Source organism: Amycolatopsis sp. NPDC057786, assembly GCF_042797905.1.
Taxonomy (GTDB): Bacteria; Actinomycetota; Actinomycetes; order Mycobacteriales; family Pseudonocardiaceae; genus Amycolatopsis.
Window position 1 is genome coordinate 50,660 of sequence record NZ_JBHVKW010000036.1, and the last position, 17,573, is coordinate 68,232.

The following is a 17,573-nucleotide window of genomic DNA, read 5'->3' on the forward strand; positions in this document are numbered from 1 at the left end:
GGCCGGGGGAATCGGCGGCCCCGCATCGTCTCGACAATTCTTTCCTGCTGACACCGTACCGTGTCCGGGGGGTTGGATGCGACGTGGCACGGTGTGCCGGTGGCGACAGTGTTCACGGAACGCCGGTTACCGGCCGGTCGGTGGCGATAGTCGCAGGTCGGCGTGCCACGATGCTCGTGTGCCCCGTCCGTTCGCGGCTTATCTCCGCGTCTATGAGCCCCTGCTCGCGCTGGGGGATCCACCGGACGAACGCCTGCTCGAGGCCGTCGAAGCGGCCCGGCTCGATCGTTCGGCCGCTGGGACGCGCGAGCAGGCATTGTGGCTCAAGTCACAGCACGTCGGCCGGTTGCTGCCCGCCGAGCTCGCGGACGGCAGGGCCGCGCCCAGTCTCGTCACCGATGTCCTCGTCCTCGATCCCGAAGACGTGCCGGAGGGTGAGCACGGCGACGCGGGCCCGGGGCCGCTGATCTGTCCGATGGAGATCCGCGCGCGCTCGGCCGCGGCACTGGTGACCTTCCTCGGCGACGCGCACCCCGCGTTGAAGAGCGCGGTGCTCGACGCGGGCGGCGCGTCACTCGACACGATCCGCTCGCGGGCGAAGTCCGCCATCGGTGATCTGTCCGCCTCGGCTTCGCACACGCTGTCGACGACGTGGACCGTCCCGCTTCCGTGGTTCGTGCTGTTCGATCCCGGGATGCGCCGGGTCAAACTCGGCAAGGGCCGCGACGATCCCGAACGTGAGGTGTCGTGGCGGGTCTCCATCGCCGACGCGCGGCATCGCGCCCGCGAGGTCGGCGACCTGCTCGAAGCGACCTTCGGCGACTCGGGGCCGGGCCGGGTGCTGCTCGAGACGCGACGCTGGCTCGACAGCTTCCACCCCGGCTCCGCGGTCGAGCTCGACTACGGCGGCCTCGTGCAGCTCTTCGCCGACTCGATCCTCCAGGCCGACACGACCGCCGAAGAAGTGCACGACATCCTCGACGCGCTCCGCACGGGCAATGTCGACGAGCTGGCGGAACTGTTCGCCGACCTGCGGGACTTCTGGGGCGACCTGGCCGCGCGGGAACGCGCGAACTAGCCGTAGAGGCCTTCGGCGACCCTCAGTTCGCCGACCGGTTTCCCGCCGCCGAGTACCGCGCCGCGCGCGAGGTCGCCTGCCTCGTCACCAGGGTCGATGCCGAGATGGCGCAGCGTCGCGAGCAGCAGCGGGAGCCGGGCACGGGCCGCGCCGTCGTCGATCTTCAGTGCCAGCGCGGTGCCGTCCGGGAGGGCGAACGCGTGCACTCCCTCGGCGCCGCCCTTCGAAAGCAGGCCCTCGATGGTCCGCATCAGCACGGTGTCCTCACGGCCGGTGCCCGCGACCTGCCACGGGTGCGCGCGGACCGCGTCGGCGACCCTGCGTTCCGGCCCGCCGATGGCCGTGACCAGCCTGCCGAAGGAGCGGGCGAGGCCGGTGAGGGAGAACGCGAACAGCGGCGCCCCGCAGCCGTCGACGCCGACCGTTTCGATCGTCTCGCTGGTGAGGTCGGCGACGGTGGCCTGGATGATCTTCTGCAGCGGATGGATCTCGGCTTCGTAGTCCTTGGTCGGCCAGCCGAGCTGCGCGCAGGTCATGAGCATCGCGGCGTGTTTGCCGGAGCAGTTCATGGCGGCGCGGCGTTTCCCGGCCGAGGCCACGGCCAGCATGCTGGGCTCGTGCAGCGGGAAGGCGGGCGGGCAGGCGAGCGCGTCCTCGCTCAGCCCCGCGCGGGAAAGCATCGAGAGGGCGCCCTCGACGTGGCCGGGCTCGCCGTTGTGCGATCCGCAACCCAGCGCGAGCTCTTCGTCGCCGATCGTGAGACCGGCGCGGAGCATCCCGACGGCTTGCAGGGGTTTGTTGGACGAGCGCGGATAGACCGGCCGCTCGATGTCGCCCGCGGCGAACCGCACCGAGCCGTCCGGGGCGGTGATCACGAGCGCGCCGCGGTGCACGCTCTCCACGAAACCGGAGCGGACGACCTCGACCAGGACCGGGTTCGTCACTCGGATCCGCCGCGTTCGGTGTCGAGCAGGTCGTCGACCGACGCCGTGCCCTTGCGATAGCGGGTCGCGATCTCGGCGTTGATGGTGTCCATCACGCTCTGGACCTCGCGACGGTACGAGGAGACCGAAACCTCCTCGTCGGCGTACCGATTGAGGGCGTTGACCAGCTTCTCGTCCGAAAGTGTGCTGACGTCGGAAAGGTCCGTGTCACCGATGAGCGCCTCGGCGAACCGGCGGTGCTCACCCGCGCGCGACGGCTCCAGCCGCTGGTGCCTGCCCGAACCCGTCGCCGGGCCGATCGCGTTGTCCGCCAGGATCGCGGCCAGCCGTTCGACGACGCTGCTCTCACCGCCCGAACTCCTGCGCTCCTGCTCGGCCCGCACGATGTCGATCCGCGCGTGCAGCAGGCGCCGCAGGTACGACAGGTCGGTCTCCTCCTGCGCGGCCTCGTCACGGCGCTCGCGCAGCACGGAAAGGGTCAGCTCGCCGAGGTCGCTGAGATACCCAGGGCCGAGCACGCGGTCGATACGACGGCGACCACCGGGCCGGACTTCGATCACCCGCGTAGCTTATCGCGCTCCAGCGAAAATGTTCCGCAGGGAGCGATACCACAAAGATCTCCGCTCCTCACGACACCCTCCGCCGGACCGCCGCTCTTTCGGTTCCTTCCAGAGCGCGCCCCCCACCCGTCCCGGGGGCGGCCCCAGGTCCAGTCTACCGGGGGTGGAGGCGGAAAAGTGCTGGTCGGCGGAGTTGTCCACAGGTGGGCAACGTTGTGGACAACTTGTGGATGGCTGAGGTGGGAGTACATCAAGGGGGCCTTCATGGCGTTAGGCGCCGTGAAGGGGGCCTTCACGTACTTGGTTCGTGAGTGAAGGACGAGTTTTCAGCGCTCAGCCGAGGGAAGGGGTCCTTCACGCGCGGTCGCCTGTGGCCAGTGACAGGTGAGGCGGAAGTGACCCACTTGCAGGTAGTGAAGGCCTCCTTGAGGGACCCAGAGTCCTCAAGGAGGCCTTCACGGAACTCCGAAGGCACCGGAGCGCAAGCCGGAAACCCTGCCTACCCCCGCAACCGCTGAGCCGCTTCCCGCCCGGGCGCCGGCGCCTCACCGGGCACCGAGTCCGGATCGATGGCCGCCTGCACCACGCGGTCCTCGGCGCCCACCAGCAGTTCCGCGCCCGGCTGAATCGAGCGTTTGACCAGTGCCAGCGCGATCGGCCCCAGTTCGTGGTGCTGCACCACGCTGCCGACCCGGCCGACCGTCCGCTCGCCCACCACCACCGGATCGCCGGTTTCCGGCGTGATCTCCGGCGAACCGTCCAGGTGCAGCAGCGCCATGTACCGCGGCGGCCGCCCGACGTTGTGGACCTTCGCGACGGTCTCCTGCCCGCGGTAGCAGCCCTTCGCCACGTGCGCGGCGGAGTCGACCCAGTTCACTTCGTGCGGGATCGTGCGCTCGTCGGTGTCGAGGCCCAGCCGCGGCCGCAGCGACTCGACCCGCAGCGCGTCGAACGCCCAGCTGCCCGCGGGGCGCGCGCCCGTGTCGGTCAGGCGCCGCCACCAGTCGGCGAGTTCGGCGCGCGGGACGGCGAGGTCGACGCTGTGGCGTCCCGGCCACGGCATCCGCCGCGCGAAACCGCCGGGGATCGCCACGACCGAGTACGGGTCCGAGCCCACGGAGACGCCAACGGAATCCAGCACGCGGTCCGCTTCGGGACCGAGAACGGTCAGCAGCGCCAGCTCGTCCGAGACATCGCGGATGTCCACTTTGGACCAGAACTTCATCGCTTCGAGGTACTCGCGCAAAGTCTGCTTGCCGCCGGACGGCAGCGCGCTGGTGGCCACCGCGCCCCTGTCGCTGTCCAGCCACACCGTGCCGTCCGCGTGCGCGACGACCATATGCGTGTCGACGCGGCCAAGGCTGTCCAGGACGAGCGCCTCGGTGCCGGTGCCTTCGGCGAGCCCGGTCACGTGCTGCGAGATCACCAAATGCAGCCAGGACAACCGTTCTTCCCCGGTCACGGCCAGGATCTCGCGGTGGGAACGATCGATCACGACCGCGCCGCGCGCGGCCGTCCGCTGCTCGGCGAAGGGATCACCCCAATGCCACGGGACACCCTCTTCCGGATGCCCGTCGGGTGCCGCGATCGGTCCGGGAAGGTCGAGCAGGGGGGAGCGGTAGGGCATGAAACCCATGCTAGTGAGTACCGTGTCCCCATGCGCGTGCTTGCCTTCCTCGACGGGACCCTGGCCGACCCCGAAGCCGCTCACCTGCGGGTGGACGATCTCGGACTGCTTCGCGGAGACGGCGTGTTCGAGACGATCCTCGTCGTCGACGGACGGCCCCGCGAGCTCCGCCCGCACCTCGAGCGGCTGGCCCGTTCCGCGGCCATGCTCGACCTGCCGGAGCCGGATCTCGCCGCCTGGGAACGCGCCGCGCAGGTCGTCATCGACAACTGGTCCGGCCCGGCCGAGATCGCACTGAAACTGGTGTACACCAGGGGAATCGACGGCGACCCGGAGGCGAAGCCGTTCGGGTTCGCGCTCGGCGTGGAGATCGACGAGAAGGTCCAGCGGGCCCGTGTCGAAGGCGTCGCGGCGATCACCCTCGAACGCGGGATCGAGCCCGACCTCGCCGAGCGCGCGCCGTGGCTGCTGCTGGGCGCGAAGTCGATTTCGTACGGCGTCAACATGGCCGCGTTGCGGGAGGCGGGCCGCCGTGGCGCGAGCGATGTGATTTTCACCGCCGCCGACGGCACGGTCTTCGAAGGACCGACTTCGACGGTCGTCCTCGCGAAGGACAAGACGCTCTACACGCCGCCGGCGACCATCGGGATCCTGCCGGGGACGACGCAGGCGGCGCTGTTCCGCGGCGCCGAGCGGGCGGGCTGGTCGGTCAAGGTCGAGCCGCTCAAGGTCTCGGACCTCACCGGAGGCGAAGGACTGTTCCTCGCGTCGTCGGTCCGCAAGCTGACCAGGGTGCACACGCTCGACGGCGCCGCGCTCACCGACTCCAGCGCGATCCACGCCGAGCTGGCCGCCGCGTACGAGAGCGAGTACGCGATCAGCTGAGCGTCGCGCGCAGCTCGGCGATGGTCCGGAGGACCTCGTCCCGGTGCTTCGCCGCGGTCATCCACGCGGGCAGCCGCGCGACCAAGGTCAGGCCGGGACGGTCCCCGAGCCCACGTTCGCGCAGCTTCGCCGCGACGAACCGCTCGATCAGGTCGAGATGCCGGGCGTGGAACGCCCAGAGGGTGTTCCCGCCGCAGCAGTCGGCGCGGAGCCACAGAGGTTCGCGGAAGAACGGGTCGATCGGGCCGTTCCACGCGCTGTAGTCCGGGGCGGGACGAACGCGCGCCAGGGCGCAGCCGACGCAGGTCAGCCGTTCGGGGGTGACCGAGGCCCGGCGCGAGCAGCGCGGGCAGACGACCAGGATCGGCTCGTCGGCCAGGTCCCTGAGCCTGATCTGCGGATCGCGGAAGCGCGGGGCGTCCATCAGTTGAGCGGGCTGATGATCAGCAGGTGCGGCAGGATCGCTTCTTCGCGGTAGGCCGCGATCTTGTGATGCCCGTCGAGGATCACCGCCGCGTCCGTGGTCTCCAGCACGATGGCGACCGGCCGGTGCCCGCTCTTGATCGCCGTCCGGTAGTAGCCGACGCGGGACACGTCGGCGGGTGGCCAGTCGGCGCTCGGGGTCAGGTAGCGGTCCTCGGCCAGCCGTTCGGGTCCGGCGACCTGGTATTCGCCGTCGGCGAAGAGATCGAGAAGCGGGCGGAGCGTGTCGCCGAGCGGGCGCCGCATCTGACCGGTGGCCAGCGCGATCCGCAGCGATTGCGGTAGCTCTGGTTGGGTTGGGACCGAATTCGTGTCGATGACACCCGTGCCACCGTCGACCTTTACCTGTTCCACACCCTCGTGGACGAGTGAAAGCGGAGAAGGGTTCCGGGTCGGGCCTGCGCGAGCGCCGGGAGTGACGCCTGTCTCACCACGGCCGCCACCGGATAACCACCGGTAGTTGGATGATCCGCCAAGAACACCACGGGCAACCCGTTCGGCGGAACCTGGACGGCGCCGGTCAGCAGGCCTTCACTCGGCAGCTCCCGGTCCGCGTATTCGGCCGCTCGCGTCAACGCGGGGCCGTCGAGCCGGAGGCCGACGCGGTTGGATTCCGCCGTCACCGTCCAGGTCTTCGCGAGCCCGTACGCCGGGTTCTCGAACCAATGCGCCCGCGGGCCCGGGTCGATCCGCACGACCAGTTCCGCCGGAGCCGCCGTGGGCGCGACGACGTCGGCGCCTCCGGACACGGACGGCGTGCCGAGCGGGAGGACGTCACCCGCTTTCAGCGGCGCCGGCCCGATCTCCGAAAGGACGTCTCGCGACCGGCTGCCGAGTTCCGCGTCGACGGTGATCCCGCCGGAAACCGCCAGGTAGCACCGTAATCCGGTGGCGGGAGCACCGATCGCCAGAATCTGCCCGGCCGCCAGCCACACCGGCGCATGCGAGCCGACGGGGCGCCCGTCGACCTCCACGGCGACGGCGGGGCCGGTCACCGCGATGGTGCAGGACGTCGTGGCGCGCAGCCGTAACCCGCCCAACAGGCACTCGACTCCCGCGGCGGCTTCGTCGTTGCCGACGAGCCGGTTGGCCAGCCGCAACGCCGGGACGTCGAGCGCGCCGGACGGCGGGACCCCGAGATGCGCGAAACCGGGCCTGCCGAGGTCCTGTACCAGCGCGAGCGGACCGGTCGCGACCACTTCCAAGGCTCTCATCCGGCGCTCCGGAACCGCACGCGGTCGCCGGGCGCCAGCAGCGCGGGCGGGTCGGCGCGCGGATCGAACAGGACGGTCCGGGTGTGGCCGATCAGCCGCCAGCCACCGGGCGAGACCCGGGGGTAGACACCGGTGAACTCGCCCGCGATGCCGACCGAGCCCGGCGGCACGCGAGTGCGCGGAGCCGCGAGCCGCGGCTGCCGCAGCGGCTCGGGAAGCCCTGTCAGGTAACCGAATCCGGGCGCGAACCCGGTGAAGGCGACGGTGTAGACGGCGCCGGTGTGGAGCCGGACAACGTCCTCAGTGGACACTCCGGCGTCCTGAGCGACGAGTTCGAGATCTTCGCCGTCATAGGTCACGTCGAGCGTGATCTCGCGGGATTCGCCATCCGGCGGGTGTTCGAGGTCGGCGTCCGCGAGCAGTTCGCGGACGGCCGCCAGGGCGCCGGAGCCCGGGATTTCCACCACGAGCAGGCTGCGGGCGCCGGGCACGAGTTCGGCGATGCCGGACGGACGCGCGGAAACGACCGTCGCGTGCGCCGCCATCGACTCGGCGAGGGAAGCGCAGTCGAGCAGGGCGGCGTGCTCGCCGTAGGCACGCCAACGCATGGGAAGAGGGTCAGCCCACCACGCGACGCAGCAGCGCCGACGTGTGCGGCTGCAGGTCCTGGCCCATCATCGCGCGCTCCTCGACGTAGCCGAGTTCGCCGTTGACGATGCCGTAGAGCCGCTGCGAAGCCGTGACGTCCTTGGCGGACGACGTGCGGACGACCGCGTCGGTGCCGAGTTCCCATGCCGGGACCGAGGCCTTGCCGCGCGGCTTGCCGTAGAAGAGTTCCACGATGCCGGTGTTGTGGGTCAGCAGCAGTTCGATCGTGTCGTCGGCCTGCGGGCGCCAGAACCCGGATTCGCGCGCGGCGGGACGGATGACCTTGCCGTCCTCGTCGAGCAGCCAGGCTCGTGCCTCGTGCGTGAGGAACGGGCGGCCGTCGTGCGCGATGGTCAGCTGCATGCCGAACCGGTACGGGCCGTCGATGGTCGGATAGTCGACCTCGCCCTCGCCGCGCCAGACACCGACGAGCGGCAGGAGCGCCAGGCAGGCGTCGTTGAGGTTCGCTCCTTCGCGCAGGTTCGCGGTGTCGCCCGGGATGGGCATGTCGTCGAACTGCGGAAGGTTCCGGTCGCGCGTGTTTTCCGCGCGCTTCTCCGCGGCCTGGATGGCCTCGTCGCCACTAGCCGTCATGGGTCAGCGCTGGTCCGCGTAAAGCCGGTAGACGACGTACACGGCGAACCAGGTGATCGCGACGCCGGCGAGCACCAGCAGGGTCGTAAACAGGATCTCCACGCCACGCACTTTAGTCGCTACCTGCCCGGACGGCCTTGCCGAGGTCGCGTGGCCGTGCCCACACGGGCTGAAAGGGCCCTTCACCGCATCAGACGCGACGAAGGGGCCCTTCACCGCATGAGATGCGGTGAAGGGCCCCTTCAGCCCGTCTTAGGCGACCGAAATCGCCAGCTGGTGTACGCCGGGTCCCTGCGCGGTGACGGAGGCCTCGCCGTTGCCGGAGCGGTGCAGCGCGCGCACCGTCCAGTCACCGGGGGCCGCGTAGAAGCGGAAATCGCCGTCGGCCGACGAGACCACCTCGCCGGTGAAGTCGCCGCCGCCGTCCAGCAACCGCACGAAGGCGCCGCCCACGGGGCCCTCCGAACCGGTCACCTTGCCCGCCAGCACGACCTGGCCGCGGGTGTCGTAATCGGCGGGCGTGGCCTCCTGGGCCGGGGCGCCGCAGCTGTCGTCTGCCATCACTTAGCTCCCAACTCGACCGGCACGCCGACGAGCGAGCCGTATTCCGTCCACGAACCGTCGTAGTTCTTCACCTGGTCGTAGCCGAGGAGCTCGTGCAGCGCGAACCACGCGATGGACGAGCGCTCACCGATCCGGCAGTACGCGATCGTGGCCTTCGACTCGTCGAGGCCCTCGTCGGAGTACAGCTCCTTGATCTCTTCCTCGGTCTTGAAGGTGCCGTCCTCGTTGGCGACCTTCGCCCACGGGACGTTCAGCGCGCCAGGGATGTGGCCAGGCACCTGAGACTGCTCCTGCGGCAGGTGCGCCGGGGCGAGCAGCTTGCCGGAGAACTCGTCGGGCGAGCGCACGTCGACGTAGTTGCTCTTGCCGATCTCGGCGACGACCTCGTCGCGGAACGCGCGGATCGAGAGGTCCTGCTCCTTGGCCTTGTACTCGGTCGGCTCGCGCTTGACCTCGTCCGAGTTCAGCTCGCGGCCGTCGAGCTCCCACTTCTTGCGGCCGCCGTCGAGCAGCTGCACCTTGTCGTGGCCGTAGAGCTTGAAGTACCAGTACGCGTACGCGGCGAACCAGTTGTTGTTGCCGCCGTAGAGGATCACGCGGTCGTCGTTCGAGATGCCCTTCTCGGACAGCAGCTTCTCGAAGCCCTCCTTGTTGACGAAGTCGCGGCGGACGCCGTCCTGCAGGTCCTTGCGCCAGTCGAACTTCACCGCCCCGCGGATGTGTCCGTTGTCGTACGCGGTCGTGTCCTCGTCGACCTCGATGAACACGACACCCGGGGTGTCCAGGTTCTCCTCGGCCCACTGGGTGGTGACCAGGACGTCTTCACGGCTCATGGAGCTGACTCTCTTTCTGGGTTAGGACGCGCGAGGGCTGGGGCTGAAACGCTTGATGAGCAGGTACATCTCGCAACCGAGACAGAAGTTGAACGCCGCGTTGAGGAAGGCCGCGAACAACGCGAACGCCGTCGCGACGAAGCCGAGCGCGGTCAGGCCGGTGGCGAAACCGACGGTGCCTGCCACGGCGAACACGAACCCGACGGCCTGCGCGAACCGCAGCGGGGCGGCGTCCTCGCGTTCGGTCGTCGGGCCGAGCCGCGGCGCGACGAGGTAGCGATAGATCAGGGAGTACGGCGCCGGCTTCAGGCCGATGAAGGCACCGATCGCGAACACCACCGCCTGCGCCGCGAGCAGTGGCCACCACTGGGTGATGAGCACGACCGCGAGCACGATCGTCGTCAGGATGGCGGCGAAACGCGGACCACGGGGGTCGACGGCCGGTCCTGCGGACATGGTTCCTCCTGCGAACGAGAGGGAAAAGAGATGCGTGCCCGAAGAGGCACGCGCGGCGGCTTCGAAAGCGCGATCAGCGAACCGGACACAGGCTGCTGCGAACGCGGCACAGGTCCACTGCGCGGCGCTGGGTCAGCAAGGTTCGGGGCAGCCGGTTCACGGGCACGAGGGTACGCAGAGCTCCCTCAGGTTGGGAACCGTGTTCACACCTTGGGACGCTTCCCGGAATCCGGGATCAGATGGGGCTTCAGGGCGTCGAGAAGGTCCTGACCTCGGGGAACGCCGCCGACGCGGAAGACCTCCCGGCCGTCCGCGGTCAACGCCAGGGTCGTCGGGGTTCGCAGCACCGACAGCGCCTGGGCGACTTCGGGGGTTTCGGTGACGTCCAGATCGACGTGGGTCAGGCCGTCGGTCTTCTCCGCGAGCGCGGACAGGATCGCGCGGGTGTGGCGGCACGGCGCGCAGAACGTCGTCGAGATCTGGACCAGGGTGACGCCTTCGGGCGCGAGTGCGCCCGAAACGCGACCGGGCAGTGTGGGTGCGGTGGACTTCGCCGCGCGGATGCGGCCGTTGCGCGCCTGCAGCAGCGCGCCGGCCACTCCGCCGAGCACCAGTACGCCCAGCAGCACCCACACCCCGGTCATCCGCAAGTCACCCCTGAGGCTTCGCTCCGCTGAAGGCGACGTTCTTGCCTTCGCCCTTGATGGTCACCGAGCCGCTGTTCACCCGCACCGACGTCGGGGTCACCGAGAACGGCATCGCGCCGGTGTCGATGGTCGCGTTGAAGTTCGGCAGCAGCGCGTCCTGTACGGCTTGGGGAACGACGGTGGTCTCCTTGTCATTCCCGAACTGGAGCCGCTTCGGTTCGAGACGGATCTTCTGCCCGTCCAGTTCGATCATCGCGAAGCAGAAGATCTCCACCTTCTGCCCGGCGATCTGGACGTTGCCCGAAACCCGGATCCCGGTGCTGGCGGTGTCGACCGGCTCGCCGTTCTCGTTCGTCGCGGTCGGCTTCGTCTCGCCCTGCCCGCTGTCGCCGTTGCGGACGTAGTCCTCGGTGACGGGCTCGATCTTCAGGTTCTCGATCTTGTCCAGCGGCGCCTGCCGCGCGATGTCCGCGGCCTTGATCGTCACCTCGCCCTTGAGCGTGCCGATGACGATCGACTTCGTGTTGCCGGACGTCAGATCCGACAGCGGGGCCGTGACGTCGCTCATGTCGGCGTTGAAGTCCACGTCCCGCAGCCGCGGCGGGACGGCGACGCCCTGGGCGTTGATCGTGATGTGACTGTAGTCACCGGAAAGGGCCTGGGTCAGGAACGGGAAACCGTGCACCGTGACCGCCGGATCGTTGGCCAGTTCCAGCTGTTGGCGTGCCTTCTGGGAGATCGTGTGCTCGGCGAACGCCGCCGCCCCGAAATCGGCCCCGACCAGCAGCACCACCAGTACCGCGAGGGCGATGAGCCAGCCCCGGCCACGGCGCTTTCCTCGCCTGGCGGACCGGCCGGAAGACGGTCGGTCGTCCTGCGCCACGGGCCTGCTCACCATCGCGTCGAATCTCCTTCGTAAACCTCTTTGGCCAGGTGTGATCGATCCAGCACGGGGTAGGTCCTCGGCTGTTCACCCGCTATTCTCACCAAGCACCGGCTGTAGCCACGTTCGAGGCGACCACGACTGAAGGCGGTGCGGCGATGAGCCTGGACCTTCTGGTACTGACCGCGGAAGCAGATGCCACCACGGTATTGCCCGCTCTGGATCTGCTGCCCCACACCGTACGCGTCCGTGCTCCGGAAGTGACCGCGCTGCTCGACGCCGGCCACCGCGACGTCATCGTCCTCGACGCCCGGAGCGATCTCGCCTCCGCGAAGAGCCTCTGCCGCCTGCTCAAGGGCGCCGGTGAGGACGAAACCTCCACGCCGGTCATCGCCGTCGTCGGCGAAGGCGGGCTGGTCGCGGTCAGCGCGGAATGGCGCACCGACGACATCCTCCTCCCGACGGCCGGCCCCGCCGAGGTCGACGCCCGGCTGCGCCTCGTCACCACCCGCGACGGCGGCGCCGCGCAGGTCGACGCCGAGCTCCGGGTCGGCGAACTGGTCATCGACGAGGCGACCTACACCGCGAAGCTCCGCAAGCGCACCCTCGAACTGACGTACAAGGAGTTCGAGCTCCTCAAGTACCTCGCCCAGCACGCCGGCCGGGTGTTCACCCGCGCCCAGCTGCTGCAGGAGGTCTGGGGTTACGACTTCTTCGGCGGCACGCGCACGGTCGACGTCCACGTCCGGCGCCTGCGCGCGAAGCTGGGGCCGGAGCACGAGCAGATGATCGGGACCGTGCGCAACGTCGGCTACAAGTTCGAGCGGCCTTCCAAGGGCAACACCGCCGCGGCCAAGCAGGCCATCGCCCCGGACGCGAGCGTCTACGAGCCGAACGAGCTTTCCGCGCACTGAATCCCCTCTCCTGCCTGACAAGACGTCCGGGCGGGCGCCGGGTTCCCCGGTAGGGTCGGTTTCATGCTCGATCTGGCTTGGACCGGTGAACCGGACACGGAAGAGATCCGCCGCTTCCTGCTCGCCGTACGTGAGGCCGACGGCCGTCCGGAGGACACCGGTTTCGCCGGTGGGCAGCATCTTCTGGGGCGCCTCGACGGCGAGCTGGTCGCGTACGCGCACCTGGACACCGAAGGCGATTCGCACGGCAACCAGGTCGCCGAACTGTTCGTCCACCCGGGGCACCGCCGCTCCGGGCACGGCAGGGCGCTCACCAAGGAGCTCGTCGACCACGTCGGCGGGAAACCGCTGCGGGTCTGGGCGCACGGCGATCACCCCGGCGCCGTCCACCTCGCCGGGACCGAAGGTTTCAAGCGCGCTCGCGAACTGCTGATCCTGCACGCCGATGTGGAAGCCGCGGACTGGCCGGAGCCCGTGACTCGTGAGGGCGTCACGCTGCGGACGTTCGTCCCCGGCCAGGACGAGGAAGCGATGGTCCGCGTCAACGCGCGCGCCTTCGACTGGCACCCCGAACAGGGCGCCCTGACCGCCGACGAGGTCCGGGCGACCGAGAAGGAAGCCTGGTTCGACCCTGAGGGCTTCTTCCTCGCGGAGCAGGACGGCGAGGTCGTCGGCTTCCACTGGACGAAGGTCCACGACGCCGTCCCCGGCCGGTTCGGCGGCGAGCCCGCGGGCGAGGTCTACGTGGTCGGCATCGATCCGGACGCCCAGGGCGGCGGTCTCGGGAAGGCACTGACGCTCGCAGGGCTTCGGTACCTCCGGGATCGCGGGCTCGGCCAAGTGATCTTGTACGTCGAAGGTGACAACGCTCCGGCGTTGGCGGTCTATTCGAAGCTGGGCTTCACTCGATACGAGGTCGACGCCCAATACGCTCGGTAACCGCGTTCACACGTGCGGCACTTAATCGGTCACGGAGAGCAGACGCGCAGGTCACGGCTGGGACACGGGCCACTTTCGGAGTAGTCGCGCTGCTCACATCGGCCGCCTTGTTCACCTGTCGTTCACCCTTAGACGGCCGCCTGTCCACTGTCGGTGCTTAGTGTCCGGGTCCGGAAGGAACGCTCCCGTTCCACCGATCCGGCGAAAGTCTCCCAGTGGAGGAAATGCAGTGAAGATCATGCGGCCCGCGGGCGCGATCGGCATCGTGGCCACCGCCGCCCTCGTGCTCGGCGCCTGTGGATCCGACCCGGCGGCGACCAAGCCCGGCAGCACCGGTGCCGCCGCCGCCCCCAGCGGCGCGGCGAACGTCGAATGCGGTGGCAAGAGCCCGCTTTCGGCCGAGGGCTCGTCCGCGCAGAAGAACGCGATCGACATCTTCGTGCAGGCTTACGCCGCCAAGTGCTCCGGCCAGAAGGTGAACTACAACCCCAGCGGTTCGGGCGCCGGCATCAAGCAGTTCAACGCGAACCAGGTCGACTTCGCCGGCTCGGACTCGCCCCTCAAGGACGAAGAGGCCGAGAAGGCCAAGGCCCGCTGCGCCTCCGACGCGTGGAACCTCCCGCTCGTCGTCGGCCCGGTCGCCGTCGCCTACAAGCTTTCCGGGGTCGACAAGCTGACCCTGACCCCCGAGGTCACCGCCAAGATCTTCAACGGTGGCATCACCAAGTGGAACGACCCGGCCATCAAGGCGGTCAAGGGCAACGAGAGCCTGAACCTGCCGGACAAGCCGATCCAGGTCATCTCGCGCACCGACGAGTCGGGCACCACCGACAACTTCCAGAAGTACCTGAAGGTCGCGTCCAAGGGCGCCTGGACCCAGGGTGACGGCAAGAAGTTCAACGGCGGTGTCGGCAACGGCGCGGAGAAGTCCAACGGTGTCGCCAACGCCGTGAAGTCCACCGACGGCGCGATCACCTACGTCGAGTCCGCGTTCGCGAAGGACGGCATCAGCACCGCCCTCATCGACAGCGGCTCCGGCGGTGTCGAGCTCAACGCGGCGAACGTCGCCAAGTCCCTCGACGCGGCGAAGTTCAAGAAGGAGGGCTCGAACGACCTGGCCCTCGACCTGGACGCGATCTACTCCAGCAACGTGCCCGGCGCCTACCCGGTCATCCTGGCCACCTACGAGATCGTGTGCTCCAAGTACGCGGACCCCGAGGTCGCCAAGGCCGTCAAGGCGTTCCTGAACGTCGCCGCCACCGACGGGCAGAAGCCGCTCTCGGAAAAGGGCTACGTGCCGATCCCGCAGAGCCTGCAGGACAAGGTCCTGGCCGCCGTCAAGGCCATCGCCTGATCCTTCCGGTTGAGCGGTAAAGACAGGCTGGACAGAAGTAGTCGATGAGCGATTCATCTTCGCCCAGAACGCCCACCGGCGACCCCGGTGGGCGTTCTGGCGTCCGCGAGACCTTCACGGAGGACCCGATTTCGGAGCAATCTGCCGCGTCACCGCCCGAGCAGTCCTCGGTGCGCCTCGCGAGCCCCAATTCCAGGACGGTGCGACCCGGTGACCGCATCTTCCAGATCCTGACCACCGGAGCCGGCGTCTTCGTCGTCTCGCTGATCGGCCTGATCGGGTTGTTCCTGCTGGTGCAGGCCATTCCGGCGCTCCAGGCCGACAACGTGAACTTCCTGACCAGCCAGGTCTGGCAGACCGATCCGGACGACATGCGCTTCGGCATCATGGGCCTGCTGCTGGTCACGGTGTACTCGTCCCTGCTGGCGCTGATCATCGCCATGCCGATCTCGCTCGGGATCGCGCTGTTCCTCACCCAGTACGCGCCGAAGCGGCTGGCGCGGCCGTTCGCGTACGTCATCGACCTGCTCGCCGCGGTCCCCTCGATCATCTACGGCCTCTGGGGCCTGATGGTCTTCGCGCCGGCGATCGAGCCGTTCTCGAAGTGGGTCAACGAGACCTTCTCGTGGATCCCGCTCTTCGCGGCGGGCAACGTGTCGCCGGACATGCGCGGCACCATCTTCACCGCGGGCATCGTGCTCGCCGTGATGATCCTGCCGATCATCACCTCGCTGTCCCGCGAGGTGTTCGAGCGGACGCCGACCCCGCACATCGAAGGCGCGCTGGCGCTGGGCGCCACCCGCTGGGAGGTCATCCGCACCACGGTGCTGCCGTTCGGCAAGGCGGGCTACATCGGCGCTTCGATGCTCGGCCTCGGCCGCGCGCTCGGCGAGACGATCGCGCTCGCGATCATCCTGACCGGCATCGTGGGCCGCGAGTTCACCTGGAGCCTCTTCGACGGCGGCGCGACGTTCGCCTCGAAGATCGCGGCGGACTACGCGGAACTCAACAACGAGATCTCGGCGGGCGCGTACATCGCGGCGGGTCTCGTGCTGTTCCTGCTGACGCTCGTCGTCAACTTCATCGCGCGATCCGTCATCGCCAAGAAGGGGGACTGAGCATGTCCACCACGCTCGAGAAGACCCCCGCCACCACCCCCGCCTTCCAGCAGGTCAGCATGGCGAGGAAGGTCAAGAACGGCCTCGCGACCGCGCTGATCTGGCTGTCGTTCCTGATCGCCGTCGTGCCGCTGGTGTGGCTGCTCGCCACCGTGGTCATCAACGGTGTCAAGCGGATCCCCTACAGCAACTGGTGGACCGAGGACTTCGGCTCGGTGCTGTCGGACGAGGTCGGCGGCGGCGTCGCCCACGCCGTCATCGGCTCGGTGCTGCAGGGCCTGGTCTGCGCGATCATCGCGGTCCCGATCGGCATGCTGGTCGCGATCTACCTGGTCGAATACGGCCGCGGCAAACTCGCGAAGATCACCACGTTCATGGTGGACATCCTCTCCGGTGTCCCCTCGATCGTCGCGGCGCTGTTCATCTACGCCCTGTGGATCACCACCTTCGGCCTCCCGCGCAGCGGCTTCGCCGTCTCGCTGGCCCTGGTGCTGCTGATGATCCCGGTGGTCGTGCGCTCCTCGGAGGAGATGCTGCGGATCGTCCCGGACGACCTGCGTGAGGCCTCCTACGCGCTCGGCGTGCCGAAGTGGAAGACGATCATGAAGATCGTCCTGCCGACCGCGCTGTCCGGCATCATCGGCGGCATCATGATGGCGCTCGCCCGTGTCATGGGCGAGACCGCGCCGCTGCTGGTCCTCGTGGGCTACTCGGCCTACGTGAACTGGGACATCTTCGGTGGCGAGCAGGCCGCTCTGCCGCTTCTGATGAACAACGAACGGGTCAGCAACCCGTTCGACGAAGGTACCGTCGCGTTCGACAGGATCTGGGGTGCGGCACTCACCCTGGTACTGATCATCGCGATCGTGAACCTCCTCGCCATGCTCTTTGCCCGTCTTGTCGCCCCGAAGAAGAAGTGAGCTGTTTGAGATGGCCAAACGAATCGACGTCAAAGACGTGGACATCTACTACGGCAAATTCCACGCCGTGGACGGCGTCACCCTCTCGGTGCCGCCGCGGAACGTCACCGCGTTCATCGGCCCGTCGGGCTGCGGCAAGTCGACGGTGCTGCGCACGCTGAACCGGATGCACGAGGTCATCCCCGGCGCCCGCGTCGAGGGTGAGGTGCTGCTCGACGGCGAGGACATCTACGGCGCCGGGGTCGACCCGGTGCAGGTCCGCCGCACGATCGGCATGGTGTTCCAGCGGCCCAACCCGTTCCCGACGATGTCCATCCGCGACAACGTCGTGGCGGGCCTGCGCCTGGGTGGCACCAAGGGCAAGAAGGAGCTCGACGAGGTCGCCGAGCGCGCCCTGCGCGGCGCGAACCTGTGGAACGAGGTCAAGGACCGGCTGAACAAGCCGGGCGGCGGTCTCTCCGGTGGTCAGCAGCAGCGGCTGTGCATCGCGCGGGCCATCGCCGTGCGGCCCGACGTGCTGCTGATGGACGAGCCGTGCTCCGCGCTCGACCCGATCTCGACCCTCGCCATCGAGGACCTGATCGGTGAGCTCAAGAAGGAGTACACGATCGTCATCGTGACCCACAACATGCAGCAGGCGGCGCGGGTCTCGGACCAGACCGCGTTCTTCAACCTGGCGGGCGTCGGCCAGCCGGGTCGTCTGGTGGAGCTGAACGACACCGAGAAGATCTTCTCGAACCCGGACGAGAAGGCGACCGAGGACTACATCTCGGGTCGCTTCGGCTGAGTCTCCCTTTTGCGCGTGAAGGCCCCCTTCCCTCGGCTGCGTCCCGAGGCCACGTCGATGACCTCACGCTGGATGGTGCCTGGCGTGAGTAGTCCGCTGAGGTGCTGGTGGATGTCGTCCTGGAC

At 68.8% G+C, this 17,573-nt stretch carries 21 protein-coding genes; 8 read left to right on the top strand and 13 right to left on the bottom strand.

What is annotated here, in order from left to right:
• Nucleotides 1-178: 178 nt before the first annotated feature.
• Entirely contained in the window at nucleotides 179-1,078 is a 900-nt protein-coding gene (locus ACFVM3_RS20060; RefSeq protein ID WP_378440597.1) for a hypothetical protein, read from the top strand.
• On the opposite strand, the gene ACFVM3_RS20065 is transcribed toward ACFVM3_RS20060, so the two are convergent.
• The 3 genes from ACFVM3_RS20065 to ACFVM3_RS20075 form a co-directional block, all read right to left on the bottom strand.
• Entirely contained in the window at nucleotides 1,075-2,022 is a 948-nt protein-coding gene (locus tag ACFVM3_RS20065; protein WP_378440599.1) for an asparaginase, read from the bottom strand. The genes ACFVM3_RS20060 and ACFVM3_RS20065 overlap by 4 nt on opposite strands.
• Nucleotides 2,019-2,582 (bottom strand): hypothetical protein, encoded by a 564-nt coding sequence (locus ACFVM3_RS20070; protein WP_007032564.1) that lies wholly within the window; start codon nucleotides 2,580-2,582, stop codon nucleotides 2,019-2,021. The genes ACFVM3_RS20065 and ACFVM3_RS20070 overlap by 4 nt, the downstream gene beginning before the upstream one ends.
• Nucleotides 2,583-3,081: 499 nt before the next feature.
• Nucleotides 3,082-4,209 (bottom strand): YgfZ/GcvT domain-containing protein, encoded by a 1,128-nt coding sequence (locus tag ACFVM3_RS20075; protein ID WP_378440600.1) that lies wholly within the window; start codon nucleotides 4,207-4,209, stop codon nucleotides 3,082-3,084.
• Nucleotides 4,210-4,239: 30 nt separating this feature from the next.
• Between ACFVM3_RS20075 and ACFVM3_RS20080 the strand changes: the two genes are divergently transcribed.
• Nucleotides 4,240-5,094 carry an aminodeoxychorismate lyase gene (locus ACFVM3_RS20080; protein WP_125679648.1) on the top strand — a complete coding sequence of 285 codons (855 nt, stop codon included), beginning with the start codon at nucleotides 4,240-4,242 and terminating at the stop codon, nucleotides 5,092-5,094.
• Here ACFVM3_RS20080 and ACFVM3_RS20085 read toward each other — a convergent pair.
• The 10 genes from ACFVM3_RS20085 to ACFVM3_RS20130 form a co-directional block, all read right to left on the bottom strand.
• Nucleotides 5,087-5,518 (bottom strand): TFIIB-type zinc ribbon-containing protein, encoded by a 432-nt coding sequence (locus ACFVM3_RS20085; RefSeq protein WP_378440602.1) that lies wholly within the window; start codon nucleotides 5,516-5,518, stop codon nucleotides 5,087-5,089. The genes ACFVM3_RS20080 and ACFVM3_RS20085 overlap by 8 nt on opposite strands.
• Nucleotides 5,518-5,931: a hypothetical protein gene (locus ACFVM3_RS20090; protein ID WP_219147294.1), complete on the bottom strand. Its 414-nt coding sequence runs from the start codon at nucleotides 5,929-5,931 to the stop codon at nucleotides 5,518-5,520. The genes ACFVM3_RS20085 and ACFVM3_RS20090 overlap by 1 nt, the downstream gene beginning before the upstream one ends.
• Nucleotides 5,919-6,791, bottom strand: coding sequence for a biotin-dependent carboxyltransferase family protein (locus ACFVM3_RS20095; RefSeq protein WP_378440604.1), 873 nt, complete (start codon nucleotides 6,789-6,791; stop codon nucleotides 5,919-5,921). Before ACFVM3_RS20095 ends, ACFVM3_RS20090 begins: the two co-directional genes overlap by 13 nt.
• Nucleotides 6,788-7,399 carry a 5-oxoprolinase subunit PxpB gene (pxpB, locus tag ACFVM3_RS20100; RefSeq protein ID WP_378440606.1) on the bottom strand — a complete coding sequence of 204 codons (612 nt, stop codon included), beginning with the start codon at nucleotides 7,397-7,399 and terminating at the stop codon, nucleotides 6,788-6,790. Before pxpB ends, ACFVM3_RS20095 begins: the two co-directional genes overlap by 4 nt.
• Nucleotides 7,400-7,409: 10 nt before the next feature.
• Nucleotides 7,410-8,033 carry an FABP family protein gene (locus tag ACFVM3_RS20105; RefSeq protein ID WP_378440608.1) on the bottom strand — a complete coding sequence of 208 codons (624 nt, stop codon included), beginning with the start codon at nucleotides 8,031-8,033 and terminating at the stop codon, nucleotides 7,410-7,412.
• 252 nt (nucleotides 8,034-8,285) lie between these two features.
• The gene (locus tag ACFVM3_RS20110) at nucleotides 8,286-8,594 is read right to left on the bottom strand and encodes a DUF1416 domain-containing protein (RefSeq protein WP_034312617.1); all 309 of its coding nucleotides are present in this window, start codon (nucleotides 8,592-8,594) and stop codon (nucleotides 8,286-8,288) included.
• The gene (locus ACFVM3_RS20115; protein ID WP_034312619.1) at nucleotides 8,594-9,430 is read right to left on the bottom strand and encodes a sulfurtransferase; all 837 of its coding nucleotides are present in this window, start codon (nucleotides 9,428-9,430) and stop codon (nucleotides 8,594-8,596) included. The genes ACFVM3_RS20110 and ACFVM3_RS20115 overlap by 1 nt, the downstream gene beginning before the upstream one ends.
• Nucleotides 9,431-9,451: 21 nt before the next feature.
• A complete protein-coding gene (locus ACFVM3_RS20120) occupies nucleotides 9,452-9,886 on the bottom strand; it encodes a DUF4395 domain-containing protein (RefSeq protein WP_378440611.1) in 435 nt (144 codons plus the stop codon).
• A 203-nt stretch (nucleotides 9,887-10,089) separates the two neighbouring features.
• The gene (locus ACFVM3_RS20125; RefSeq protein ID WP_378440613.1) at nucleotides 10,090-10,530 is read right to left on the bottom strand and encodes a TlpA family protein disulfide reductase; all 441 of its coding nucleotides are present in this window, start codon (nucleotides 10,528-10,530) and stop codon (nucleotides 10,090-10,092) included.
• 7 nt (nucleotides 10,531-10,537) lie between these two features.
• Nucleotides 10,538-11,431: a DUF2993 domain-containing protein gene (locus tag ACFVM3_RS20130; RefSeq protein WP_378440615.1), complete on the bottom strand. Its 894-nt coding sequence runs from the start codon at nucleotides 11,429-11,431 to the stop codon at nucleotides 10,538-10,540.
• 143 nt (nucleotides 11,432-11,574) lie between these two features.
• On the opposite strand from ACFVM3_RS20130, the gene ACFVM3_RS20135 reads away from it, so the two are divergent.
• The 6 genes from ACFVM3_RS20135 to pstB all read left to right on the top strand — a co-directional run bounded on the left by ACFVM3_RS20135 (nucleotide 11,575) and on the right by pstB (nucleotide 17,448).
• Nucleotides 11,575-12,330: a DNA-binding response regulator gene (locus ACFVM3_RS20135; RefSeq protein ID WP_378440617.1), complete on the top strand. Its 756-nt coding sequence runs from the start codon at nucleotides 11,575-11,577 to the stop codon at nucleotides 12,328-12,330.
• A 63-nt stretch (nucleotides 12,331-12,393) separates the two neighbouring features.
• Entirely contained in the window at nucleotides 12,394-13,269 is an 876-nt protein-coding gene (mshD, locus tag ACFVM3_RS20140; protein WP_378440618.1) for a mycothiol synthase, read from the top strand.
• A 229-nt stretch (nucleotides 13,270-13,498) separates the two neighbouring features.
• Complete coding sequence (gene pstS / locus ACFVM3_RS20145; protein ID WP_378440620.1) at nucleotides 13,499-14,623, top strand: phosphate ABC transporter substrate-binding protein PstS; 1,125 nt, start codon at nucleotides 13,499-13,501, stop codon at nucleotides 14,621-14,623.
• Between the two features lie 200 nt (nucleotides 14,624-14,823).
• On the top strand, nucleotides 14,824-15,741 hold the full coding sequence (gene pstC, locus ACFVM3_RS20150; RefSeq protein ID WP_126736300.1) for a phosphate ABC transporter permease subunit PstC: 918 nt from the start codon (nucleotides 14,824-14,826) through the stop codon (nucleotides 15,739-15,741).
• A gap of 2 nt (nucleotides 15,742-15,743) precedes the next feature.
• A complete protein-coding gene (pstA, locus tag ACFVM3_RS20155) occupies nucleotides 15,744-16,661 on the top strand; it encodes a phosphate ABC transporter permease PstA (RefSeq protein WP_126736205.1) in 918 nt (305 codons plus the stop codon).
• Nucleotides 16,662-16,671: 10 nt separating this feature from the next.
• Nucleotides 16,672-17,448 carry a phosphate ABC transporter ATP-binding protein PstB gene (pstB, locus tag ACFVM3_RS20160; RefSeq protein ID WP_005152681.1) on the top strand — a complete coding sequence of 259 codons (777 nt, stop codon included), beginning with the start codon at nucleotides 16,672-16,674 and terminating at the stop codon, nucleotides 17,446-17,448.
• Nucleotides 17,449-17,573: the final 125 nt, after the last annotated feature.